Here is a 25,451-nt window from a genome sequence, read left to right on the forward strand (position 1 = left end):
CGTAAGTCGGTCGGGCGGGATGCCGAATCCCTTATGACGCCACGGTTCCTGTTACGTAGTCGGTCATCGATGCTCGTTGATCCATCGGATCGCCAGCTGTGTGCGGTTCGTCAGTCCCAGTTTGTCCAGTATGGCGCTGATGCGGTTGCGTACCGTCCCCTCGCTCAGATACAGCGTGGCGGCGATGTCCCGGTTGTCCAGTCCCTTGGCGACCAGCGCCGCGATATCTCGTTCGCGCTCGTTCAGCGCATCGTCAAGTGCGCCTTCGTCCCCGGATGGTGAATCCGCTGCGTATGGCGCGTGGACGCCGCCGGTGAGCTTTCCGAGCACATCCGATCCCATCACCACCTGCCCGGCCATGACGGCTTCGATCGCCGGTTTCACCGCGGACACATCCTGTTTGATGAGGTAGCCTTTGGCGCCGAGTCCCATGGCCTGGGCGATATAGTCCCGATCCGCGAATGTGGTGAGGAACAGGATACGGGCGGCGGGGTCCCTCGCCAGGATCCGCCGCGCGGCGGTGATGCCATCCGTCACTGGCATCTGGATGTCGATGAGCAGCACGTCCGGCCTGCTGGAGGGAGCCTTGAAGTATCCGGCCAGCGCGGCATCCCCGTCGTTGGCGGTCCACAGCACCTCGGCGGTGCCGGTGGCGGTGAGGATCGTCTGCAATGATTGGCAGACGATCGGGTCGTCGTCCACGATTGCGATGGTTGTCATGATTGCCCCGATTCCACATGTGTCCCTGATTGCCATGGGCCTTTCGGTATGGATACGAACACCCGCCAGCCGGTGCCATACGGGCCGCATAGGGAGGTCCCTCCCAAGGACCGGACCCGTGAGTCGATATCCGCCAGCCCCATGCCGCGATACGTTTCGGCATCATGCCGTGTCGCCATGACAGGGTCGGAGAAAGGAGCTGGGGCCTCGCCCGGCTTCGCGGGCCCGGGATCCTGCACGACCAGCTGCCATAACGCCGGCATGTCGCGCAGCGTCACGGTCGCCTCGCACGCCTCGCTGTGATGTACCACGTTGGCCAGCGCCTCGCGGATCGCCGTGGCGAAGCAGCGTGTCACCGGAGCGGGGGCAGACTCGATGCCATTGACCAAGCCGACCGTGAATCCGGGGCTGATGCCGTCGAACGACCGGACCGCTGCACTGATCTGCGCAGCGAAATCGGTGCCGTCGTCCTCCAGGTCGTGCACTGATCTGCGAACCATCGTCATGGCCTCGTCCAAGGTTTCGGACAATGCCGTGAACCCTTGGGCCGATGCTTTCTCGCCCATCGCCTCGGCCACCGTGCGGCTTGCCTGTGTCTGCATGATCGCACGGGTGAGCAGATGTCCTACGTTGTCGTGTATCTCGCGTGCGATGCGCGTGCGTTCCCCAAGCGTGGCCATACGCACCGACTGGGCGCGTTCCTCTTCGATCTCCGCAAGACGCCGACGGTTCGCGCGCAAGGATTCGCGCGCATGATCCCGCAAATGCCTGATTCGGCGTGACGCATCCTCGGCGCGTCGGGAGTCGGAGCCTAGGGCGAAACCGGCGCATGTCACCAGTGCGAGGAACGCCGAAGCTGCGATTGTACTCGCTGAACCCGTGCTGGCGTCCGCCGCTACACAAACCAGCGGAACGACCCACGTCCATCGGACAAACGGCATCAGACGATGCGCCAAATCCTGTCTGATGCCGTCTGATCGGTTTCGTCCGGAATCGCCTGAATTGAACAAAACCGTCGGCATCACGGTCCGTCCGGCATCATAGGCGGCAAGCGGCAGGAATGAGCGCCATAGAGGAAGGAAGATGCAGGCCAGCGTGAACAACCCCATCGGCAGCCATTTCCATCGGCTTGCGGCAAGCCATTCGGTGATGCTGGTGATGCAGATTGCGGCAAGCATAGCGACGACCAGCATGGCGTCGGCATGCGGATGAAAGTTCAGAGCGAGCAGCATGCCCAATGCCGCCATCAATCCTTTCTCCGCCAATATCCGCATGAGACCTCCGCAGTAGATGCCGTAACTGCACTCAAGCCTACCCGCAACGGCCGCGTTCGTTGATGGACAGGATCGTCGTGCGTCGTGCATGCTGCATGCGTTGCAAGGCACTTGCGGCAAGACATGACAAATGTCATTGCGCGGGGCATGAATCGTGACGTTTGTGGATGGCGTCGACGGTCCGCGCTTGGGATGATGAAGACAACCCGAGAAGGGGATGATTCCAGGAAAGGAGCGGACATGGCGGACGACAGCGCAAACCTCACGGACTCTGTCCCGGCGGCATCGGCGCACTGCGGCGAGGAGACCGCATCTCAGGCCGTGCGGATCGCGGCCATACCGGACGAAGGCACGCCAGCTGCGAACGTGAACGATACCCCGGCCGTCAGCGTCTCGAAACTCGTCAAACACTATGGCGACATGGTGGCGCTCGACTATTTCGACCTCGACGTGCACCAAGGCGAGATCTTCGGTCTGCTCGGCCCGAACGGTTCCGGCAAGACCACGGCGATCAACTGCATCCTTGCGCTGCTCACTTACGATTCGGGCACCATACGCGTCTTTGGCCAGCCGATGACGCCGACCTCATACGACCTCAAACGACGCATCGGCATTGTGCCGCAGAATGTGGCCGTGTTCAACGAGCTGACGGTGGAGGAGAACATCGACTACTTCTGCTCCCTGTATGTGCCGAGGAAAGCCGAACGAGCGCCGCTGGTCGAGGAGGCGGTCGCGTTCGCCGGGCTGCAGGACTTCCGCAGGTTCCGTCCAGGCAAGCTCTCGGGAGGTCTGCTGCGGCGTCTCAACATCGCCTGCGGCATCGCGCACAAGCCCGACCTCATCTTCTTCGACGAGCCGACCGTGGCCGTGGACCCGCAGAGCCGCAACGCGATCCTCGAAGGCATCCAGCGACTCAACAGTGACGGTGCCACCGTAGTGTACACCAGCCACTACATGGAGGAGGTCGAGCGGATCTGCGACCGCATCCTCATCATGGACCACGGCAGGCATCTGGCGCTCGGCACCGCGGACGAACTGAAGGACATGATCGACACCGGCGAACGCATCACCATCGGAACGCTTGACCTCACCGAGGAGACGCTGGCGGCAGTACGCGCGCTTGGCTTCGTCATCGAAGCGGCCTACAACGGGCATGAACTGGACGTGCGATGCCGTCGTGGCGAGCATAACCTCATCGACCTGCTCGGCGTGCTTCGCGCCGCCGGCACGAACGTCGGCCACCTGACCAGCCAGCCGCCCACCCTGAACGACGTGTTCCTCGAACTGACAGGCAAGGCACTGAGGGACTAGGAGGATGCCATGTGGTCCACATTCGTCATGACATTGAAGACGAACCTGCGCGACAGGTCTGCGCTGTTCTGGCTCATCGTCTTCCCGCTTGTGCTTTCCACCCTGTTCGCCGGCATGTTCGGCAATCTCGCGGATAGCTATGAGATCAAGCCGATCGCGATGGCCGTGGTGGAGGATGCGAACTGGAAAGACGCATCCGTAGCGTCCTCGTTCGTCGATGCGCTCTCCGGCAAGACCCGCACGTCCGATGAATCCGAGACGCCAGGTGCTCACGCCGATCCGGGCATCCATCTCATAGACGCCACCGCCGTTGACTCCCTGACCCAGGCGCGCGCCGCGCTCGCAGACGGCACGGCAGACGGATACCTGACCGTGGACTCAGAAGGCGGACTGCGGTTGACGCTGGCTTCCACGGTGGCCGGCAGCGCGAAGGACGCCATGTCGTCCGGTTCATCGAAAGCCGTCGCCATCGCCGCACTCGGCAACGCCATCGGACTGTACAATCGGACCGACGCCGTCACCCGTGATCTCATCGCCGACAATCCGCAGGCGGCTGTGAGCCGCTCGTTCTGGACGTCCTTGGGCGACACCGCAGGCATGACCCGCGAGATCCAGTTGACGAACTTCAAGCCGGACGCAATGGCCCGATACTTCTACGCCTTGCTCGGCATGGCCTGCCTGATGGCCATGGGGTATTCGATCACCGCGGTGACCACGGCCCAGGCGAACCTGTCCGCATTGGGGCTGCGACGCACGGTCGCGCCATTGGGCCGTGGCCGGCAGCTCATGGCCGGATTCCTGGCCAGTTGGCTGTGCGCCGCGACGAGCCTGCTCATCGCCCTGTCCTACATCCGGTATGTCTGCGGCATCGCCCTCGGCGGGCGTGAGCCCGCAGCCGTCATCGCGGTCATCACGGCCTCGTTCATGGCCTGTGCGTTCGGCACGATGATAGGAGCGATCCCCGGGCTCACGCACAGCGTGAAAATGGGACTTACCAGTGCGATCCCATGCGCCCTGTCCCTGTTCTCCGGACTGTATGGCGCATTCGCGATGAGCCTGAGCGAATTGATTACTCGCGACGCGCCAGTGCTTGCACTCATCAACCCCGCCCAGCAGGTGACCAACCTGTTCTACGACATCCTCTATTTCGACAGCTACCGCCCGTTCCTCACCACCTGCGGCATCCTGCTCGCCATGAGCGCCGTCTTCCTCATCGCGGGCGTCATCATGCTCAAGGAGCAACGCTATGAACACCTGTAAGGCCACGATTCGCGTACTGATCGCGCACCGACTCTACATCATCATCTATCTGGTGCTTATCGGCATCATGATGTTCACCATCAGCGCCTTTCAACTGAAATCCGGCACGGAGGCCGGCGACACCTTCGTCCCGGACAAGCCTTCGGTCGCCGTCGTGGACCGCGACGCCGACCGAGGGTATATCGCAGGCTCGTTGCGCGCCTATCTGACACCTGACCATGAACTGGTCGATGTCGAAGACCAGCCGGAGACATTGCAGCGTGCCGTCGCGTCGAACTGGGTCGATCTCATCGTCATCATCCCGCAAGGCTACGCGGACGACATGCTTGCCTCGGTGAAATCCGGTGAAGACACGCCTGCCGTCGAAACGGTGACTAGCTACAGGTCCGGCGCCGGTTCAATGGCCTCCATGAGCGTCAGTGGGTTCCTCTCCATGCTGCGCACGACGCTGATCGGAGGGAATGTGACGGTGGATGCCGCCGACTGGGCCACGCTGTATGGCGCATATGCAGGATCGTCCGATTCCGGCAACGGACAGGCGACGACGTCAAACGGGTCGCTGGACATGCTGCCTGAAGGACGGATTGCTGACCTCGGCCTGAATGATGTATCCGAAGCTGCGGAACGGGTCGAAGCCGTCTCCCGTGACAAGGCCGCAAACCATGCGATTGCAGTCGATCACAGCGACGCCCCCGCCATGCAGCCCGACGCTGCGACAGAGGCCGCCAAAGGTCTCGGCGTCACGATGAAAACCATGCTGTACCCGCTGTTCGTCGCCATGACCGTATGCACGGCGCTGGTATTGGGCGTGTTCAATGCGGGTGAGACCAGACGCCGGCTCTTCGCATCCCCGCAACGCTCCTCGCTGATGGGCGTCGAACGCATGGCCACCATGTGCATGTTCGCGCTGATCGTGGTCGTCATCTACCTTCTGGCCACAGTGGGGCTGATGGCCGGAGCTGGTCTCGACCCGACCCGGATCGATCCCGCCGGGGCGGCGATGACGCTCCTGGCGGCCTGCATCTATGCACTGATGACCGTGGCCTGCGGCTTCCTGCTCGGCGAATGCGGAGGGACCGGCGAGACCATGGCCAACGGGTTCGCCAACGTATTCGGCCTGCTCATCCTGTTCACCTCCGGCGTTGCCTTCCCGCTCGACATGATGCCCGCACCGATGCTCGCCATCGGCCGTATGCTGCCCGGATGGTGGTATTGCGCGGCGATTGACGACGCGCTCGGCATCGGCACCGCTGCGGACAGTGGCGTGAGCGTGACGGGATGGGCTTCTTCGATTGGCATTGTGGCGCTGTTTGCAGTGACATTCGTCTGCATCGGGCTTGCCATCGGCCGTTGGCGGCGCACACGGCCCGTCCCGGTGGGGACGAGCACCACGCAACTCGCCTAGATGAAGCCTTCGCCTCGTCAGTCTTACCGGAGCGACACCGCTCGGTGAACAATACGCCAATTCCGTGCAGACTACGTATCCGGTCACTTATCGTCTAAATCATGATGTTCGGAAAGGTCAGGCCGTCGAGGATGGCGCAGGTTGCTCTGTGTATGCTCGGCGGCTTGACCATCGCATGCGCCGATCAAGCCGCGACCCGGGCCGTCTTCGGACCTTATGATGGCCGGTTCTGGGCGAAGTCGCTCGTCTTGGCTGGCCTGCTGCTCATCGTGTTCATGGCGGGCGAGCGGCTCATTGCCCTGTCGCCGGTCCGAACAGCCAAGTCGGATTCCGTAGCATCGGGCAACGGATGCAGGCCGGCCGTGATACGGGCCATGCAATGCATCTCGCATGCGTCCGCTGCCAGTTGGCTCCGTGAGTTGTTCGAACGATTCGACCGGCTCGGTCTGATCCCACGACTGCTGATATACGGGGCGGTCATAGGTATCTGCTGGATGCCGGTCATCATCATGATGGCTCCCGGCACCATATGGTTCGACACGGGGGACCAGATTGCGCAGTTCTTCGGCATCAGCGCCTATGGACAACCGGCAGGCGCGATATCCTCGCATCATCCGGTGCTCGACACGCTTGTCTTCGGCGGCGCGGCATGGCTGGGCGATACGCTGACCGGAAACTACCAGAACGGTCTGATTGCCTATCTCGCCGTCCAAGTGGCCGCCACCATCCTCGGACTTGCAGCCGCATGCCTGTATGTACGGCATATCGGCTGCGGCCGCGCCTATGGCCTGATGATGCTGGTGTTCTTCTCCGTCTTCCCGGCCTTCCCGATCTTCACGATGTCCATCGTCAAGGACAGCCTGCACATGGTGTTCCTCATCCCATGGCTCATCATGATGGCTGAAACCGTGCGGACCGGGCTCGAGGCGCTGGCGTCGAGACGTTTCCTCGCCGGATTGTTCGTGCTGTCCCTCGGCTGCGCGCTCACCACGATGACCGGGCTGTACATCACCGTGCTCTCCCTGCTGGCACTGCCAGTGGTCGCAGCGACTCGCCGTCGGCGTCTGACGGCGCTTGCCGCTGCGCTGGGCGTGACGTTGCTCGCCGTCGTCATATTCCCCGCAGCCGTGGCCGGGCCGCTCAAGGTGGCCAAGGAGGATTCCAACCAGATTCTCGTCGTGCCGATGCAGATGACTGCACGGTATGCGCTTGACCATCCCCATGACATCACGCCAGACGAACGCAAAGCCGTCGACACGGTCAACCATGTGCCGTTCGATCACATGGCCTCGAGGTACAACCCTTATCTGGCCGACCCGATCATCCAATACTCGCTGCGCGACGCCAACGGCGTGCCCGACTATGCCACGGCTTGGGCGCAGATGGGCCTCAGGCATCCGGATTCCTATCTCATCGCGTTCGCCTCACTCGAATCCGGCTGGTTCTCTTTCCTGCGCACGCCACAGAATTCCACAGCACCGGCGGTGAGCCTCGCCTCGCTCGACCGGGTCGCCGACCAGGCCATCGGCAACCAGATGGACTTGCAGATCTTCAACGCCTACAGCAAGCCGTTCCGGCAGATGCCCGCGTATGCGGAAAACCGGGCCGGTCAGTCCGCCGCCCACGCGTGGTGGAACGCATGGCGCTCCCTCCCAATCATCCGCATACTGACGTTCACCTCCGTTTGGACATTCGTCCTGCCCCTGTTCCTTGTCTATTGCCGTCTCGGCCGTGCCGCCGCGTCCGCTGCGTCCGGCATGCGCGATGGTCGCGCTGTCAGACGGCATTCGTGGTTCCCGTTCGCAGTGCCTCTTGTCTGGTCACTGCTTTCCCTGCTGCCCAATGCAATTTCGATACCTCTCAAACCCACCGCCACCCGGTACATGCTGTGGTCGCTCATCATGGTTCCCCTGCTGATCGGCCTGCTGCGTGCAGATGCGGTACGCCCTGAACGGTTATGGCGGCAGAAAGGGGTCTGACGTCATGAACCGCGGTTTGGTATTCAATCTCATCAGCAATGTCGCCTTCTTCGTCGCCGGATACGCCATCCACTACTTCCTCGGCGGTTTCGCCTCGCCAGCCGATTATGGCGTGGTGGGCACCATCATCACCGTGCTGGACTTCGAGTACCTGTTCGTCAGCAATGGCGCACGCCAATCCCTGGCCCGCAGCATCGCTTCACGGCATTACGACGGGCGCCAGGTGATCGTGCGCACGCTGGTGGTCCAGTTCGCCGTCGTCGCACTGTTCTTCCTCATCGACTTCGCGGGCGCGCCGCTGTTCGGCGTGATGCTCGGCGACGATGCTTTGGCGCGCTATTTCCGTTATGCCGCGTTCCTCGTGCCAGCCAACGGCCTGTATGTCGTGATGCTCGGCATCAACGACGGATTGCAGCGGTTCGGACGCAGCGCGTTCCTTGCCACCTTCTATCCGATGATCAAGCTTGGCACCATTCCGTTGATCATCCTCGCGTTCCCCGATGATCCGGTCATCGGCCTTGAAGTCGGCTACTGTTCGGCGATGATCGTGACCATCGTCATCGGACTCGCCATGCTCGTTCCCATCTGGCGGGTGCTGCCCGCAGGGGAGGGCCACGACTTCACCTGGCGCGCCGCCGCTCACGGTACGCTCTCCTTCTCCTTGTTCTTCATCATGGCCTCATTGGTACTGAGCGCCGATACGCTCGTCGTCAAAGCCGAACTGCCTTCGCAGATGGCCGGCTACTACACCGGCGCGATGAACTTCGGGAAGACCACGTATTACCTGCTCCAGGCGTTCGCCGTCATCATCCTGCCAGTCGTCTCGCGGTTGATCGCACAGGGGGAGCGCGATGCGGCTATCGGCAAGGCCCGCGAACTCCTGCTGCTCGCATTCGCGCTGATTCTTCCGATGGCGGTGACGATTTCCGCCACCAGCACGACGCTGCTGTCCGCCTTCTACTCGCCGCAGTACACGATTGCGGCGTCGGCTCTCTCCTTCCTCGCATTGTCGAGTTTCTTCATGGGCGTCACGGTGATGCTCAACATGCTGCTCAATGCCGAACGCGACGCGCGCTTTTCCGATTGGCTGTCGTTGATCTCGCTGATCGTCGTCGTCACGGCGTTCATCCTCAGCGCACGATGGGGCGGCATCACAGCCATCGCGGCCACCAGCATGACGTGCACATTCCTCCTCATGACGATTTCCTTTGCTGAGGTCAGACTCAGGCTGGGGGATGTGATGTGCTGCAGGACATGGACGGCGATCGGCTGCAACGCGGCGTTGTGGGCGGTTGCATACGGTGTAGGGCGCTTGATGCCGACAAGCAACTTCCTGGTGCTCATGTGCCTTTATGCATTGATGTATGCGGCCTATCTCGCGGTCATCGCGCGGGCCGGCGTCATCGATATACGCATGATTCGAACGCTTGTGACAAACAGAAAAGAGTGATGACGATGCACGTGTTCGTACAGATCCCCTGCCTCAACGAGGCGAAGACACTGCCGATGGTCATGGAGCGGATGCCGAAGTCGATTCCCGGTGTCGACCGGCTCGATGTGATGATCGTAGACGACGGCTGCACGGATGACACCGTAGCGGTGGCACGCGCCCTAGGCATACGGCATATCGTGCATCACAGCGGCACGATGGGACTGGCGCGCGCCTTCCGCGACGGCGTCGATTACGCGTTGAAGCATGGCGCGGACATCGTGGTCAATACGGACGGCGACAACCAGTATCCCAGCGAGCGCATCGGCGATCTGGTGCGTCCTATCATCGAGGGCAAAGCGGATATCGTGGTCGGCGACAGACAGACCGACACCATCAAGGAGTTCGGACCGTTCAAGAAGCTCATGCAACGATTCGGTTCCTGGGTGGTGAACACCGCGGCCGGAGGAACGCATATCCCTGACGCGGCCAGCGGATTCCGAGCCTACTCCAAGCGGGCGCTCATACAGCTCAATATCCTGACCGAATTCAGCTACTGCATGGAGACGATCATCCAGGCCGGTTACAAGCGGATCGCCATCACCTCCATACCGATCGTCACGAATCCGAAAACCCGCAACTCACGCCTCTTCCACAATATTTTCGAGCATATGGGCAAGTCGGCGGGCGCCATCATCCGCAGCTTCCTTATGTTCCGGGCACATACGGTGTTCACCTGGTCGGCTATCGTCCCCGGTCTGCTCGCGGCCATCATCTTCATCCGATATCTCACGTTCTTCTTTGCAGGGCAGGGCAGGGGCATATGCAGTCGCTGCTGCTCGGTGTCATGCTGTTCATCTGGATGGTGATATCGCTGCTGCTGCTCATCATCTCCGAAGTGATGCGCACGCAACGCAAACTCCAGGAGGACCAGCTCGAACGGGTCAAAGAGATCGAGTATTCGCCTGCGGCACGTGCGTTATGGGGCGGAACACAGCATCAGGATGCCGCCGATCCCCAACAATCATGCGCCGAGTGGAAGGCAACCCGATGAGCGTGCTCGGCAGCGGCATGTCATGCCGGCCCTCATGCCAGAAAGAAGCGCACATGGATGCCGCGGCGGCCGGAGCACGGAGACCGGCTTCGCGCGTATGGCTCAAGCCGATCCTTGTCTCATTCGTCGTCATCACGGTGCTGGAACTGTTCGTCTTCAATCTGCCGTTCTGGCAGACCATCGGCTCCACGCCGCAGCAGACCCATGATGACGGGGTAGGGTCGGGCCTGAGCGTCGAGGCAGGCGGGATCGCCGTCGTCACCGATCCGGAGCACGCCTGGCGTGACGTCTCCGCCAACCAGCCCATCGAATACCTGTACATCGACCACGTGCCGTCTGAGCGGCCCTCCCAGAACGACTCGGTGAAGTGGCGGGTCTCCACCATGAAATCCACCGACAGCGGATGGTATGACGCGAACGCCGACGTCGGCTATTCGCCATCCTCCGAATCGTCACGGTATTCGCGGGTCGGAGACGGCTCCACCCATGTCAGACTCCGCTATCAGCAGATGGAGAAAGGCGCGGTGATCCCATACGGCCCCATTACGGCCAATCCGCGTGTGCCTATGCGCTTCAGCGCCCTTCGCCTCGCTCTCGAACTGGCGGCAGCATTGCTCATCATCCTGTTCCGTCCGAATTCGCCGCTCTATCGCATCCGGCTCGCGTTGCGCCGCAGCTCCAGTCTGATACCGGTCGGCATCTGTGCGGTGGCTACGAGCCTGACGCCAATCGCGCTGCTGGTTATGGCATCGCCGCAGGACAGCCCGGAACCCACGTATTGGAACTATTTCGAGTCCTACTCCGCAGTCAACCAATACCAGATGCTCGCCGACGCCATCCTTCACGGCCGAACGTGGCTGGACTACCCGGTGAACGATGCGCTCGCCGGCATGAGCAACCCCTACGATACGAAAGCGCGTATAGCCACGGCGCTCGCGCATCCCGACATTCCCATCTTCTTTGATGTGGCGTTCCATGATGGGCGATACTATTCATACTTCGGCGTCCTGCCGGCGCTGCTGCTGTTCGCGCCATTCAAGGCGATTACCGGCATGGACATGGCCACGAACACAGCCCTCATCATCACGGCGACTCTGGCTTCCGCCGCCGTCGCGCTGCTCGCCATACAGCTGGCTCGTCTGATCGGTCGTCGCCGTGCAGTCTCCCTTGGCGCCGCCTTGTTCGGCATGGTCGCCTTCATGTTCGGTGACGGCATCGCTTTCGTCATCCAATTGGGGTTGTTCTACCAGATACCTCAGGAGATGGCGATCCTGTTCGCCGCTTTGGGATTGTCGCTATGGATCGAGGCCAAACTGCGCGGATTGAATCTGCCCCTGTTGGCGTCGGGGTCGTTGTGCATGGCATTGACCATCGCATGCAGGCCTCAGGTCATCCTTGCCACGCTTATTGCCGTCCCGTTGTTCGGCGATGAGATCATCGGATTATGGAGGCAGAGTTTGCGCGGAGGGGCGGCGCTCATCCGCGAGCTCAAGACTTGGTCGTGCGCGATAGCACCGTATTTGCTGGTCTTCCTGCTCCAGTTCGCCTACAATCAGGCCCGCTTCGGCAAATTCACCGATTTCGGCGCGACCTACAATCTGACCGGCTACGATATGACGCATATGCGTGCGCCGCTTACCCAGTATTTCTCGTTTGTCTTCACCTATCTGATACAGCCTCCCAACATCACCGCGCATTTCCCCTTCATCCAACCGGCGGGGTGCCGTTGACCACGTGGCGCTCCGAACATGCCATGTTCGGCGGATGGTTCCTCACTGCTGCGCCGTTCGCGTTGCTTCTGTTCACCATCGTCGTATGGAGGTTCGCGCTGCATGGCATCCGCGCCAGTGGACTTTTGGCTGGCGTATTCGTGTCCTGGCTGCTCGCCTTCATTGTCGATGCCCGGATCACCGGTCCGGATATCCGGTATGAAATCGATTTTGCGTTCATGCTGATGACTTCGTTCCTTGTGCTGCTGTATGCCGTCGATGGTGTCGTGAATCGACAGGATGCCGCGATGGCCGGAAGCGTGACGGATTCTCGCGGGGATAGCGTCCGGATGGAAGCGGCCCATTGGCGACTCGTAACCCAGAGGCTCACGTTCGGATGGCTGTGCGCGGGGCTTGTGGCGGCGCTGGTATTCCTCTTCTTCAAACAGTTCGCATCGGGGATGAACATGCCTGTGGCGAACTGGTGGGATACCGCATCCTGGTTCCTCTTCATGTAGGCAAGAGGAACCAGGATTCAATTGCTCTTCAGCCGATAGCGCTGGGTCGGATCGTCCTGCAACCTCACCTTGGCGACGCGCCTTTCCCGGATCAGCTCGCGCATCCCTGACGTGGCGGCCAGCGGAGTCAATTGCAGTTCGCGTATGATCTCCTTGATGCTCATCGCCGAATGACGCTCCAGCACGGTCATGATCGCCTTCGAGATGTCGCTGGGCGTGCTGTTCGCGGCCGTCCGATGCTTGGTGATGGTCATGGTGAACGTGTTGATGTCATTGCGTGTGGTCGCCGGTTCGACGCCGGCCTCGCGCAGGCTCGCCGCGATGCGCTGATAGCCATCGCCTCCCTCAGGATTGACGAACCCGCCGTCAGGATACGGAGTGGACTCCAGAAGCGTGAAAAGGAACTGGTTTCGTGTGGAGACGAACGGCACGCCCGTCACCGGATGCGGGTTGGCGAGCACGTCATGCGTTACCGTGCCGTACAGGCCACCCGGATTCGTGATTTCTATACGGTTCGTGAACACATTGATGCGCACCTGTGTGCCGCGGGCATCCGGGGAGTAGTCGCGGTGGGTCAGCGCGTTGGCGATTGCCTCACGCAGCACCACGGGCGGATAATCCGGTTTCTTGGCGCCGATCCAGCGCATCAACGATTCCACCGCATCATTGATCATCACCGGAATAGGGCCGACAATGGTCTTCGCGGCGACCAGTCGTTCGTCGCCGCGGAACACCTCATCACGGTCGATGCCCGGAAACACGGCGATGGAGATGGACAGACGCGGATAATACTTCTGAGGATACCGGCCAAGAGCCAATAGTCCGGCCAATGTGGGCCTCAGCACGCCTCCGACCGTGGCATCGTCGGAATCATCATGCCGGAGCACTTGCAGATCCAGCAGCATACGGGCGTCGTCGCTGCCGGAGAACACATGAGGATGCTGCTCGCGGACACGCGCCAACAGGCCCGATACCAATGCATGGTCAAGGTCGTCGATGGTGGCGCCCGGCACGATATCCAGATCGTAGGTGGGTTGCAGATGCTCTTCGATAAGCCGATCCACCTCATAGGAGGTCATACGCCGGTCGCCGTCACCTGTGCGGATGAACGAACCGCCATGGGGGCCGAGCGCCGTGGTGAAGCATGGCTTGTCACGTGGCAGCATCTCATCGATGCGTGCGAACACCAGATTCGCTCCCTCGAAAGGACAGGTGACAATCACCGGGCGCACCACCGGGGTCATCTTCTCGCATGCCTGGCTCAGCGCCTCCTGCATGGCGCGCGCATCGAAATGATCGACCGGCGCGAAACCCGACTTTTCGGAAAGCCCGAGGATGATCCAGCCGCCTGAGCCGTTCGAGAATGCGGACAGCGTATCCGTGATGGTCGAGGAGATGCGACGCTTGCATTCCTTGACCTCGCATTGCTGCGTGTCGTTGCCAATCATGCGCATCAGCTCGATGAGCTCGGTCATCTTCGCGGTGTAGTCATCGATGGAGTGACGCTCGGTGCCGGCGTCGTCACCGGATATGGCGAGAGATGAGGCGATTGGAGGAATAGCCGACTGGCTGACTGCGTCGGGGATCTGTGTGCGGGGAATCGGGCCATTCGGCATGCCCGTCGGATAGTCGGTCGGCTCTCCGGCCGCGGTGGGGCCGTCAATACGATGCATGTCGTCGGTCATGGCGCGCCTCCTTGGCATGGAAGAACCCGTATTGGCACTATTGTGCCGCAGCTGGCGAGGTGGATGCGAGCGGAGTATTGCCATGCGCCATGCAATTCATCGAGAATTCATACGAGACGTCCCCTATGGCGTGTCGATATAATGGAGGATACGGCGGCGCGGTGGCCGTCAGGAACAGTCAAATGCCATTGATAGGGGAGTGATCATGAGCGACACCAATGAAACCGATACGTTCACGTTCAATGAGAACGACGTCAACGATGTTACGGCGGACGGGCAGCCCGGTGTAACGGAGGATGGCTGTGCCAAGGCGGCCCATTGCCCACTGAAGCGCCACCCAGGCCTATGCGGCAAGGGAGGCAAGTGCCCGGTCAGGAACATCTCCAAGGATGACGCCATCGCCGGGGTCATCACGTTGGCGGGTGTGGCCATCCTGACAGTGGCGACCTACTACATTCAGTTCGTACTCACCAAGGCGGCCGTCAAATCCGCGCTGAAGGAGACCCGCCTGCGCTGAGATCCATATGTCGACCTTGAATCCTGAAGCGCCACGCAACAGGATGATGAGGTGTTATGAGTGATCCCCATTCCCTCGGACGGGAATGGGGATCACTCATCTGTCTACTGCTGCCTGTGCCCGCTGTCGAGAACGGTGTGTTCTGCGGCCATCACGGGTGATAACCGCGGAACGGTCCTGCGACTTGCGGGGAGTCGGTGCTTATGCTTTCTTGCTTCGGGCAGCGAGGCTGTGCCTACTGTTCCTCGCTGCGGGCAGCGAGGCTGTGCCTACTGTTCCTCGCTGCGAGCAGCGAGGAAATGCTCCTCGCTAGGAAGGACGGCGTTGAGGATCACGGCGACCACGAAGGCCACGGCGATGCAGTTCGAGGCGAAGATCTGCTGGAACAGGGCCGGGAAGTGGGCGAAGATGTCGCTCACCTGCGTGAAGCCGATGCCGATGGTCAGCGAAAGCGCAGCAATGGTGATATTGCGCTGGGTGAAGCCCGCCTCGGCGATCATCTGGAAGCCGGAGAGGATGATGTTGCCGAACATCATGATCGTGCAACCGCCGAGCACCGCCTGCGGCAGCGAGTTGAACATCTCCGCGATGGCCGGCACGAAGCTCGCCAGAATCAGAATCAGGCCACCGGAAAGAATGACCTTGCGGTTGACTACCTTGGTCATGGCCACCAGACCGATGTTCTGGGCGAACGAGGTGAGCGGCAGGCATCCGAACAGGCCGGAAACGGAGGAAATCAGACCGTCGCCCGCGATGGCGCCGGCGGTCTCCTTCTCGGTGGGCAGTCGGTTGAGGCCCACCTTGGTCAGGGCGGCGGTGTCGCCGAGCACCTCTACCGAGGAGACGACATAGAGCAACGCAAGGGAGATGATCGCGCCCGGATCGAACACCGGCTTGAACGGCATGAACTGCGGTACGGAGACGATGGCGAGATTCTGGAAGCCCGAGAAATCGACCTTGCCCATGCATACGGCCACCACGTAGCCGACCACGAGACCGAACAGCACGGACAGCTGCTTCAGCGTACCCTTCATCAGCAGCTGGAACGCCAGACACGCCACCAGTGAGACCAGGCCGAGCGTGAGGTTCTCCCACGAACCGAAGTCCTTCGCGCCGGAGCCGCCGCCGAAGCTGGTGGCGCCCACGTTCAGCAGGGAGAAGCCGATGGACGTCACCACGATCGCCGAGACGATCGGCGGCACGAAGCGACGCCAGTACTGGGCGGTCAGGCCCAGCACCAGCTCAAGCAGACCGCCGACCAGCACCGCGCCGACGACCGCGCCATAGCCCTTGTCGGCGCAAATGGCCACCGCAGCCGCCACATAGGTGAAGGAGATGCCGGTGACCATCGGCAGGCGGGAGCCAATGCGCCACGCGCCGTACAGCTGCAGGCAGGTGCCGAGACCCGCCACCAGCAGGCCCGCCTGAATGACGGTGGCCGACTGAGCCGGGGTCATCTTCGCGGCCGAGGCCACGATGAAAATCGGGGCGAGATTCGCCACGAACATGGCCATGACGTGCTGCAGGCCGAATGGAATGCCTTTCCAGAACGAAACCGGCGCATCCAGCGAAGTCAGCGCCTCCATCGAAATGCCTGCCGACTTGGCGGCATCCTTCTTCTCTTCCATATACTCTCTCTTGATTCTCTCGTATGTCAACGAACGCCGGTCCGCTGTCCGGCGAACCGGCGTGTGCCCTCAGTGGCGGAACTCAATCTTGCCGGTCTCGGGGTCCATGGACTCCACGATGGCCAGCGAGTCCACGTCATAACCGTCGGCGCGCAGCTGGTCGCCGCCGCCCTGGAAGCCTTTCTCCACTGCGATGCCGATGCCTTCGACGACCGCGCCGGCCTCCTCGCACAGCTCGATCAGGCCGCGCAGCGCCTTGCCGTTGGCCAGGAAATCATCGATAAGGAGAACATGGTCTCCAGGGTTCAGGTATTTCTTGGAGACGATGACCGGGAACTCCTTCTGCTTGGTGAAGGAGTACACGGTGGTGGTGTACTGGTCGCCATCCAGATTGATGGACTGGGCTTTCTTGGCGAACACCACGGGCACATCGCCGAAATGGCGTGCCGCGCAACAGGCGATGCCGATGCCCGAAGCCTCGATGGTGAGGATCTTGGTGATGGTTTTGCCGGCGAAGTGCCTGGCCCATTCAGCGCCCATGTGGTCGAACAGACGCACATCGCACTGATGGTTCAGAAACGCGTCCACTTTCAGCACATTGCCGGGTTTGACGGTGCCCTCGGCCTGGATTCGCTCCTCGAGTTCCTGCAATGGGTTTACCTCCTTGGCGTCAGATGGAAATAGCTGTTTTCAGATAACTGAAGGATATGGCAAACCAGCTTACGCTGACCGGCGCATATGGTAGATATGAATGTCGCACGAAAGGGGAGTACATGGTGTTCGAGGAACCGGAAGTCATAGCGCGAAGCGCCCAGGAACTCGTAGGGGACCTCAATCCTCAGCAGTCGGAGGCGGTGCAATATCGCGGTCAGGCGCTGCTCATCGGCGCCGGTGCAGGTTCCGGCAAGACCCGTGTGCTCACTCGCCGTATCGCATGGATTCTCAGTCAGTTCGGCGCATGGCCCAGCCAGGTGCTCGCCATCACCTTCACCAACAAGGCAGCCGCCGAGATGCGCGAGCGTCTCGCCACGCTCATCGGACCGGTGGCCCAACGCATGTGGGTGTCCACCTTCCACTCCGCATGCGTGCGGATTCTGAGACGCGACGGCAAATCCATAGGGCTCAAGTCCGGTTTCTCCATCTATGATTCCGCCGACTCCGAGCGGCTGATTAAGATCATCGCCACCGAATTCAATCTGGATATCAAGCGATACACCCCGCGTTCCATCCTCGGGCATATATCCGACCTCAAGAACAATCTGACTGGATGGAAGGAGTATCTGGCGCTGCACGCCCCGGACTTCACCCCCGGACAGCGCGGTTACCAATTCGGCACAGTGGGCGATCTCGAAGCCATCTATGCGGTGATCTATGCGGAATACGAGCACCGTCTGGCGCTCGCCAACGCCGTTGATTTCGATGATCTGATCGGCCGGACCGTGGAGCTGCTGCGCGCCGACCCGACCGTCGCCGAGTACTACCATCATCGGTTCCGCTACATTCTTGTGGATGAGTATCAGGACACCAATCATGCCCAGTATGTGCTCGTACGCGAGCTTGCGGGCGTGGACTCGGGGGATCGGCCGGTGCCGGGAGCGCCGAATGCGGGCAAAACCGGTCCTGCCTGGATTACGGTCGTAGGCGATTCCGATCAGTCGATCTACGCGTTCCGTGGTGCCGACATCCGCAACATACAGGACTTCGAACAGGATTTCCCCAACGCCAAGACCATCATGCTGGAGCAGAACTATCGCTCCACGCAAACCATTCTGGATGCCGCGAACGCGGTGATCAGCAACAACGAGGGACGCAAGCCGAAGAAGCTATGGACGGCGCTCGGCAAAGGCGAGCCCATCGTGGGGTATGCGGCGGATAACGCTCAACAGGAGGCCCAATGGGTGGCCGGGGAAATCGCGCGTCTGCATGCCGAGGAATCCATCGCATACTCGGACATGGCCATCATGTACCGCGCCAACGCGCAGTCCCGGTCGTTGGAGGAGGCGCTGATCAACGCGGGACTGCCGTACCAGCTGGTGGGCGGCACCAAGTTCTACGAACGTCGTGAGATCAAGGATGCCCTGGCCTATCTGCAAGCGTTGGTGAACCCGGACGACGATGTGAACCTGAGGCGTATCCTCAACGTGCCCAAGCGCGGCCTCGGAGACCGTGCGGAAGGCGTGCTGCTCTCCTATGCGCGCGAACACGGCACCAGTTTCTTCTACGCGTTGATGCATGTGGAGCAGATCGACGACGTACCCACCCGGACCGCCACCCTGCTCAAATCGTTCCGCGAATTGATGGGATCACTCTCGCAATTCACCCGTGCCCACGATTCCAAGCCGAGTGAAATCGTGGCTGAGGTCCTTGAACGCTCGGGGCTTCGCGCCGAACTGGAGAAATCCGTCGACCCGCAGGATGCCTCGCGACTGGAAAACCTGTCCCAGTTGCAGTCCACCGCCGCGGAATTCGAGCAGAACACGCCGGACGCCACGCTCTCCCAATTCCTCGAGACCACCGCGCTCGTAGCCGACTCCGACCAGCTGCCCGGTGAGCAGGAGGATTCAGGCAAGGTGACGCTGATGACGTTGCACACCGCCAAGGGTCTCGAATACCCGGTGGTGTTCCTGACCGGCATGGAACAAGGCACCTTCCCGCATTCGCGCTCGATGGAAGACACCACGGAACTGCAGGAGGAACGGCGACTGGCGTATGTGGGCATCACCCGGGCCAAGCGCCGCCTCTATGTGACGCGCGCCGCCGTGCGCTCGCAGTGGGGACAGGCCGCGGACATGATGCCAAGTCAGTTCCTCGACGAAATACCCCAGGAGCTCATTGACTGGAAGCGTAAGGAAGCCGGTGTGGAACGGATGCGTTCGAGCTGGGAATCCGACGGTTTCGCAGACGATTTCGGCGGATGGGATGACGACGATTTCGGTGGCACGACATTCGGTGGCTCCGCCACATTCGGCGGTCGAGGTTCGGTTTCCTCCTACGGGTCGCGGTATGGGTCCTCCTATGGCGGCTCGTCGTGGCATGGCTCCCGTGATGGCGGTTCCACGTATGGCTCTCGTTCCCGGTCTGGCTCATCGTCATACGGCTCCCGGTCAGGCTCATCGGATTCCTTTGGACGATCTCGTGGCGGGAAGGTCACCATACGTCGTGTCGCCCCCAAGTCCTCGGCGGCTGCTGGCGGCAGTGCCGGATCCAAGCTCGGCAAGGACAATGGCCTGTCTATCGCTGATTTTGCCGTGGGGGACATGATCAGCCATGACAAGTTCGGACTGGGGAAGGTCACCGCGCTCGAGGACAAGGGCATCAAATCCGTGATCACCGTCGATTTCGGCTCCGCCGGCGTCAAACGTCTGATGCTTCGTGTGGCGCCTATTGAGAAGCTCTAGCGACCTTCTCAATAGGCGCCCTTCGCGGCAGGCCGCTCACTTCGCCTACGGTCAGCCCGCTGGGCTGCCCGTTTGACGGCTCAGCCAGTGAGAAGCTCTAGCGCTCCGTCTTGCATGTGTCTGAGTGTTGTTGGCCCCCTCTGATGAGGGGGGCTGGCAGCGAAGCTGACTGGGGGAGAGATCTAGATGCAGTACTCAATTATCAGTGAGACAATCTACTAGCGACCTTCTCAATAGGCGCCCTTCGCGGCAGGCCGCATTGTCCATGGGCTGCGCGTAAAATCTTTTTCTTGGTGTCTGCCGAAAGGCGGATGCCGTCTGGAGTCATAGCCCATCAACGGGTCGGCGGCCGGCGTTCGTGAGAATGAAGGTCGCTCGTGAGCGATCACGACGAAGCGTTGGAGAGGCCCGACTCAGCGTCCGGCATCATGCTGAAGCCAGACGTTCCGTTCAAATAACGACAGAAGGAACAATCCAAATGACGAACGTTCAGCGTTCTCGCCGTCAGGTGCGCCTGTCCCGCGCCCTCGGCATCGCACTGACCCCGAAGGCTCAGCGCATTTTCGAAAAGCGTCCGTACGCTCCTGGCGAGCACGGCCGTGACCGCCGCCGCACCGAATCCGATTACGCGGTGCGTATGCGTGAGAAGCAGCGTCTGCGCGCCCAGTACGGCGTGTCCGAGAAGCAGCTTCGCCGCGCTTACGAAGAGGGCACCCGCGTCGCCGGCCAGACCGGTAACGCCATGCTGATCGACCTCGAGTCCCGTCTTGACAACCTGGTGCTGCGTGCCGGCTTCGCCCGCACCACCGCCCAGGCCCGTCAGTTCGTGGTCCACCGTCACATCCTCGTTGACGGCAACATCGTGGATCGCCCGTCCTACCGTGTCAAGCCCGGCCAGACCATTCAGGTCAAGGCCAAGAGCCAGACCATGGTTCCGTTCCAGATCGCTGCCGAAGGCGTGCACCGCGATGTGCTGCCTGCGGTCCCCGGTTACCTCGACGTGAACCTGGCATCCCTGAAGGCCACCCTGACCCGCAAGCCGGCCGTCGAAGAGATCCCGGTCCAGGTCAACATCCAGTACGTGGTCGAATACTACGCCCGCTGATCCGGGCCCCTCTGGTCAACAACAATCCAGGACATACCGCTCGAACCCCGCGCCGAACAGCGCGGGGTTCCTGCGTTTTCGGGCACCTATCCGCAACGATTCTGCCATAACGCGGGTGCAAAGGGCGCAACCGCGCCATCGGAGGTGACGACATGGCTGAATCGTTGCAGCCAAGCGGCACCGGCGCGTAGCATGGTCATCATGATTCTTCATCTGCATCTGGTCCGCCATGGGCAGACCTATTTCAACCGATACAATCGGCTTCAGGGCTGGTCCAACTCGCCGCTGACCGAATCCGGCATCGCCGATGCCGCAAGGGCCGGAGAACGGCTCAAGGGTCTGACCTTTGCCGCCGCATACTGCTCGGATACCACACGCGCGCAGCAGACCGCCGAGACGATTCTGGACATCAACGAGCAGGCTGGCAACGCGCGCCCCGAACTGATTGCGGACATGCATTTCCGTGAACAATTCTATGGCTATTACGAAGGCCTCGACATGTCCATGGCATGGTACGCCGCAGGCGCGCCTCATGGCGCCAAGACCTACAACGAGATCGTGAAGCGTTTCGGCCTTGCCGCGTCCCGTGATTTCCTCAAAGAGGCGGACCCCTTCCATGATGCCGAGTCGGATCAGGAATACTGGGAGCGAGTGGAAGGCGCCTTCCGCCTGATCGCAACGAATCCGCATCTTCGCGACGGCGACGACGTTCTGCAGATCTCTCATGGCAACACCCTGCTCAGTCTGGCGCATCGATTCGGCGGTCCCGATCTGGATCTGAGCGAACGGCCGGCCAACGGTTCGGTGACCGTGATCGAATATGACACCGACAAGCCATTCGCCGACGCCGTGACCATAATGTCGTATGGCAAATAGCCGGTGAAACAACCGGTGTAAACCCGGTGCCGATGTGGGGCTCGAGTGCGGCGGCGTGAAGAAATAGGCAATGAGTGCTACCCTTGTGCGAGTATATGTGACCTCAAGGAGGAAACAATGGGAGTCGGAGAGATCGCTGGCCTGATCGCGGCCATCGCGTTCGCAGTACTGGCCGGTTTCATGATCTATCCGCTGATCAGACTTGGCAAGATGTTTGATCAGATTGCGCAGACCGTCAAGGAGTCCGGTGAACACGCCATCCCCGCACTGGATGAAGGTGTGACCACCGTCAAGCAGGTCAACAAATCGTTGGAGGACGTGAATCGCATTTCCGCGGCCGCCTCCACCACGGCCAACAACGTCGGTGCGCTGACCGATCTGTATGGTTCGTTCCTCGGCAAGCCTGTCATCAAGATCGCATCTGCCGTGTATGCGCTCAAGTCCACCGCCCAGTCTTTCCTGGCCGGACACGCCGGTGCCCAAGCCGGTGATACCGGAAACACTCAGAAGGGGGAGTGATGTTCAAACGCATCTTCTGGGTCGGCGTCGGTGTGGCCATCGGCATCGTGGCAGTCACCAAAGCCCAGGCATATGTCAAGGCCAACACTCCTGATGCGGCCCGGCAGTTCCTGCTTGGCCCCGATCAGAGCAATGTTCCCATGCGGACGCTCGAAGGGCTGGTCAATGAATTCAACACTGCACGCCGGGCCCGTGAGGCTGAGTTGAACAGCCGATACAACGTGCAGGCCGACTGACCGGTCTCAAACGGCATCGCATCGTGAATCCTTCCGACGGTGCCGTTCCGCACAGGTCCGAATCCTTCACCTATCAAGCAAGGTCTTTCCATTTAACCCAAGGCGCACCTGCGTCAGCAACCAACAAGGAGTACATCCCGTCATGCGCACTGCGGAAATCGCAAAGCGATATCTCGATTACTTCGCCAAGCACGACCATCTCGTCGTACCTTCGGCGTCGCTGATCTCCCCGAATCCGACCACGCTGTTCACCATCGCCGGCATGGTGCCGTTCATCCCCTATCTGATGGGTGAGCAGACTCCGCCGAAGCATCGTATGGCATCCAATCAGAAGTGCGTGCGCACCCTCGACATCGACGAGGTGGGCAAGACCACCCGTCACGGCACCTTCTTCCAGATGCTGGGCAACTTCTCCTTCGGTGACTACTTCAAGGAGGAGGCCATCCACTATGCATGGGAGCTGCTGACCACGCCGCAGAGCGAGGGCGGCTACGGTTTCGACCCGGAAAAGCTGTGGATGACCACGTTCACCGACGATGACGAGGCCCGTTCCCTGTGGATCAACGAGGGCGTCGACCCCGAGCACATCCAGAAGATGGGCATGGAAGACAACTTCTGGACCACCGGCGGTCCCGGCCCCGGCGGCCCCTGCTCCGAGATCTACGTCGACCGTGGCCCCGAGTTCGGCAAGGAAGGCGGCCCGATCGCCGACGAGAACCGCTACATCGAGATCTGGGACTTGGTGTTCGAGAACTACGAGGTCGACAACGTCAAGTCCAAGACCGACCTGCATATCGTCGGCGAGCTTGAGAACAAGAACATCGATACCGGCGCAGGCCTGGAACGTCTGGCCTACCTGATGCAGGGCAAGAACAACATCTATGAGACCGATGAGGTCTTCCCGGTCATCGAGGCCGCCGAGCAGCTCTCCGGACTGAAGTACGGTGAGGATGCGGACGCCGACGTGCGCTTCCGCGTCGTGGCCGACCATGTGCGTTCCGCTCTGATGATCATGTCCGACGGCGTACGCCCGTCCAATGTGGGCCGTGGATACGTGCTGCGCCGCCTGCTGCGTCGTACTGTGCGTTCGATGCGCATGCTCGGCGTCACGCAGCCGGTGCTCCCCACCCTCTTCCCGACCTCCAAGACCGCAATGGAGGCCAGCTACCCCGAGCTCAACGACACCTTCCATGAGGTGTCCGAATCCGCATACGGTGAGGAAGACGCGTTCCGCCGCACGCTGGAAACCGGTACCACCATCCTCGACGTGGCCGTGAACAAGGCCAAGAGCGGTTCCTCCGAGCCTGAAGTGAGCGGTGAGGACGCCTTCAAGCTGCACGACACGTACGGTTTCCCGATTGAGCTGACCCTCGAAATGGCCGCCGAACAGGGCGTCAAGGTGGATGAGGGCAAGTTCCGCGAGCTCATGGCCGAGCAGAAGTCCCGCGCCCGCGCCGATGCTCTGAAGAAGCGCCACAACGTGGACCTGTCGGTCTACGACGACTTCAAGAAGACCCTGGCCAAGCCCATCGACTTCCTCGGCTACACCGACATGTCCGCACGGGCCAAGGTCATCGGCATCATGCAGGAGGGCAAGGGATCCGTGCCGGCAGTCACGGGCCCGGCCAACATCGAGGTCATCCTCGACCGCACCCCGTTCTATGCGGAGGCTGGTGGCCAGCTCGCCGATCAGGGTGAGATCCTGTCCGACGATGGTGCCGTGCTCGAGGTCGATGACGTGCAGAAGCCGATCAAGGACCTCATCGTCCACCAGTGCCGTCTGACCGAAGGCACTTTGGTCGTGGGCGCTGAAGTCAACGCCAACATCGATCTGAACCGTCGTGGCGCCATCGCCCGCTCCCACACCGCCACTCACATGGTGCACAAGGCGCTGCGCGAGGAACTTGGCCCGCAGGCCACCCAGCGCGGTTCCGAAGACGCTCCGAACCGTTTGCGCTTCGACTTCCAGTGGTCGAAGGCCCCGGCCAAGTCCGTGATCTCCGCAGTCGAGGAGCGTGTCAACGACAAGCTGCGCGACAACCTCGCCGTGACCACCAAGGAGATGAAGTTCGATGACGCCATCGCGCTCGGCGCGATGCACCTGTTCGGTGAGAAGTACGGCGACATCGTGCGCGTGGTCTCCATCGGCGAGGATGGATGGAGCCGCGAGCTGTGCGGCGGCACCCACGTCGACCATGTCGGCAAGATCGGCATGGTCAACATCCTCTCCGAGGCATCCATCGGTCAGGGCGTGCGTCGTGTCGACGCGGTCGTGGGCCAGGGGGCTTACGACTTCAACGCCCGCGAGCATGCGTTGGTCTCCCAGCTGTCCGACAAGCTGAATGCGCGTCCCGACGAGCTTGCCGAGCGTATCAACACGCTGCTCGCCAAGCTCAAGGAATCCGACCGCCGTCTGGCCGCCATGTATGAAGGGCAGCTTGCAGCAGCCGTACCGGCTCTGGTGGCCGAGGCCAAGGCCTCGAACGCTCCGGTGAAGGCCGCTGTCAAGAACGTCGGTCATTTCGGCACGTTCGACGCATTGCGCAAGACGGTGCTGGATATCCGCGCCCAGCTCGGTGATGACGCTCCTGCGATTGTGGCCCTCGCCGGTGTGAATGAGGATGACAAGCCGATGGTCGCTGTGGCCACCAACGATGCCGCCCGTAAGGCCGGCATCAAGGCCGGCGATCTGGTGCGCGGCGCATCCAAGATCCTCGGCGGTGGCGGCGGCGGCAAGCCGGACTTCGCCCAGGGTGGCGGTGCGGACCCGTCCAAGATCGATGAAGCGCTCGAGGCGTTGAAGCACGAGGCGCAGAAAGCCTGACGCC

At 61.4% G+C, this 25,451-nt stretch carries 21 protein-coding genes; 16 read left to right on the forward strand and 5 right to left on the reverse strand.

Translation table 11 applies throughout. The features are described from left to right. Positions 1 to 63 precede the first annotated feature (63 nt). Both BW09_RS06305 and BW09_RS06310 read right to left on the reverse strand, forming a co-directional pair. Positions 64 to 720 (reverse strand): response regulator transcription factor, encoded by a 657-nt coding sequence (locus tag BW09_RS06305; protein ID WP_044088390.1) that lies wholly within the window; start codon positions 718 to 720, stop codon positions 64 to 66. Beyond that, positions 717 to 1,994, reverse strand: coding sequence for a sensor histidine kinase (locus BW09_RS06310; protein WP_140462899.1), 1,278 nt, complete (start codon positions 1,992 to 1,994; stop codon positions 717 to 719). Before BW09_RS06310 ends, BW09_RS06305 begins: the two co-directional genes overlap by 4 nt. A gap of 240 nt (positions 1,995 to 2,234) precedes the next feature. Here BW09_RS06310 and BW09_RS06315 point away from each other — a divergent pair, with 240 nt between their 5' ends. The 9 genes from BW09_RS06315 to BW09_RS06350 all read left to right on the forward strand — a co-directional run bounded on the left by BW09_RS06315 (position 2,235) and on the right by BW09_RS06350 (position 12,659). Continuing rightward, positions 2,235 to 3,305, forward strand: a complete 1,071-nt coding sequence (locus tag BW09_RS06315) for an ABC transporter ATP-binding protein (RefSeq protein ID WP_081886527.1) — start codon at positions 2,235 to 2,237, stop codon at positions 3,303 to 3,305. A gap of 9 nt (positions 3,306 to 3,314) precedes the next feature. Continuing rightward, positions 3,315 to 4,565, forward strand: a complete 1,251-nt coding sequence (locus tag BW09_RS06320; protein ID WP_044088387.1) for an ABC transporter permease — start codon at positions 3,315 to 3,317, stop codon at positions 4,563 to 4,565. Then, entirely contained in the window at positions 4,552 to 5,970 is a 1,419-nt protein-coding gene (locus BW09_RS06325; RefSeq protein ID WP_044088386.1) for an ABC transporter permease, read from the forward strand. The genes BW09_RS06320 and BW09_RS06325 overlap by 14 nt, the downstream gene beginning before the upstream one ends. 101 nt (positions 5,971 to 6,071) lie before the next feature. After that, positions 6,072 to 7,949 (forward strand): DUF6020 family protein, encoded by a 1,878-nt coding sequence (locus tag BW09_RS06330; RefSeq protein ID WP_140462901.1) that lies wholly within the window; start codon positions 6,072 to 6,074, stop codon positions 7,947 to 7,949. Between the two features lie 4 nt (positions 7,950 to 7,953). Continuing rightward, positions 7,954 to 9,399, forward strand: a complete 1,446-nt coding sequence (locus BW09_RS06335) for a lipopolysaccharide biosynthesis protein (protein WP_181161799.1) — start codon at positions 7,954 to 7,956, stop codon at positions 9,397 to 9,399. Continuing rightward, positions 9,399 to 10,247 carry a glycosyltransferase family 2 protein gene (locus BW09_RS06340; RefSeq protein WP_219846518.1) on the forward strand — a complete coding sequence of 283 codons (849 nt, stop codon included), beginning with the start codon at positions 9,399 to 9,401 and terminating at the stop codon, positions 10,245 to 10,247. The genes BW09_RS06335 and BW09_RS06340 overlap by 1 nt, the downstream gene beginning before the upstream one ends. Further along, positions 10,226 to 10,432, forward strand: a complete 207-nt coding sequence (locus tag BW09_RS10985; protein WP_219846519.1) for a hypothetical protein — start codon at positions 10,226 to 10,228, stop codon at positions 10,430 to 10,432. Before BW09_RS06340 ends, BW09_RS10985 begins: the two co-directional genes overlap by 22 nt. Before the next feature lie 53 nt (positions 10,433 to 10,485). Beyond that, positions 10,486 to 12,162, forward strand: a complete 1,677-nt coding sequence (locus BW09_RS06345; protein ID WP_140462906.1) for a hypothetical protein — start codon at positions 10,486 to 10,488, stop codon at positions 12,160 to 12,162. Next, on the forward strand, positions 12,159 to 12,659 hold the full coding sequence (locus tag BW09_RS06350) for a hypothetical protein (RefSeq protein ID WP_044088382.1): 501 nt from the start codon (positions 12,159 to 12,161) through the stop codon (positions 12,657 to 12,659). Before BW09_RS06345 ends, BW09_RS06350 begins: the two co-directional genes overlap by 4 nt. A 17-nt stretch (positions 12,660 to 12,676) precedes the next feature. Here BW09_RS06350 and BW09_RS06355 read toward each other — a convergent pair whose 3' ends face one another. After that, on the reverse strand, positions 12,677 to 14,134 hold the full coding sequence (locus BW09_RS06355; protein ID WP_044088479.1) for an ATP-binding protein: 1,458 nt from the start codon (positions 14,132 to 14,134) through the stop codon (positions 12,677 to 12,679). A gap of 415 nt (positions 14,135 to 14,549) precedes the next feature. Here BW09_RS06355 and BW09_RS06360 point away from each other — a divergent pair, with 415 nt between their 5' ends. Beyond that, positions 14,550 to 14,861, forward strand: coding sequence for a hypothetical protein (locus tag BW09_RS06360; RefSeq protein WP_044088379.1), 312 nt, complete (start codon positions 14,550 to 14,552; stop codon positions 14,859 to 14,861). Positions 14,862 to 15,130: 269 nt separating this feature from the next. On the opposite strand, the gene BW09_RS06365 is transcribed toward BW09_RS06360, so the two are convergent. Together BW09_RS06365 and BW09_RS06370 are read right to left on the reverse strand one after the other, a co-directional pair. Then, positions 15,131 to 16,489 carry a nucleobase:cation symporter-2 family protein gene (locus BW09_RS06365; RefSeq protein ID WP_140462908.1) on the reverse strand — a complete coding sequence of 453 codons (1,359 nt, stop codon included), beginning with the start codon at positions 16,487 to 16,489 and terminating at the stop codon, positions 15,131 to 15,133. A gap of 69 nt (positions 16,490 to 16,558) precedes the next feature. Next, positions 16,559 to 17,140 carry a xanthine phosphoribosyltransferase gene (locus BW09_RS06370; RefSeq protein ID WP_044088377.1) on the reverse strand — a complete coding sequence of 194 codons (582 nt, stop codon included), beginning with the start codon at positions 17,138 to 17,140 and terminating at the stop codon, positions 16,559 to 16,561. A gap of 125 nt (positions 17,141 to 17,265) precedes the next feature. On the opposite strand from BW09_RS06370, the gene BW09_RS06375 reads away from it, so the two are divergent. The 6 genes from BW09_RS06375 (at position 17,266) to alaS (ending at position 25,447) form a co-directional block, all read left to right on the forward strand. Continuing rightward, complete coding sequence (locus BW09_RS06375; protein ID WP_044088478.1) at positions 17,266 to 19,887, forward strand: ATP-dependent helicase; 2,622 nt, start codon at positions 17,266 to 17,268, stop codon at positions 19,885 to 19,887. Between the two features lie 478 nt (positions 19,888 to 20,365). Further along, on the forward strand, positions 20,366 to 20,992 hold the full coding sequence (gene rpsD / locus BW09_RS06380) for a 30S ribosomal protein S4 (protein WP_044088375.1): 627 nt from the start codon (positions 20,366 to 20,368) through the stop codon (positions 20,990 to 20,992). A gap of 201 nt (positions 20,993 to 21,193) precedes the next feature. Further along, positions 21,194 to 21,868, forward strand: a complete 675-nt coding sequence (locus tag BW09_RS06385; RefSeq protein WP_044088477.1) for a histidine phosphatase family protein — start codon at positions 21,194 to 21,196, stop codon at positions 21,866 to 21,868. Positions 21,869 to 21,985: 117 nt separating this feature from the next. Further along, positions 21,986 to 22,387 carry a DUF948 domain-containing protein gene (locus BW09_RS06390; RefSeq protein WP_044088374.1) on the forward strand — a complete coding sequence of 134 codons (402 nt, stop codon included), beginning with the start codon at positions 21,986 to 21,988 and terminating at the stop codon, positions 22,385 to 22,387. Continuing rightward, positions 22,387 to 22,623, forward strand: a complete 237-nt coding sequence (locus tag BW09_RS06395) for a hypothetical protein (protein WP_044088373.1) — start codon at positions 22,387 to 22,389, stop codon at positions 22,621 to 22,623. The genes BW09_RS06390 and BW09_RS06395 overlap by 1 nt, the downstream gene beginning before the upstream one ends. 142 nt (positions 22,624 to 22,765) lie before the next feature. After that, positions 22,766 to 25,447, forward strand: a complete 2,682-nt coding sequence (gene alaS, locus BW09_RS06400; protein WP_044088371.1) for an alanine--tRNA ligase — start codon at positions 22,766 to 22,768, stop codon at positions 25,445 to 25,447. The last annotated feature ends 4 nt before the right edge of the window (positions 25,448 to 25,451 follow it).

Source organism: Bifidobacterium sp. UTCIF-1 (genome assembly GCF_006408915.1).
GTDB classification, from domain to species: domain Bacteria; phylum Actinomycetota; class Actinomycetes; order Actinomycetales; family Bifidobacteriaceae; genus Bifidobacterium; species Bifidobacterium reuteri.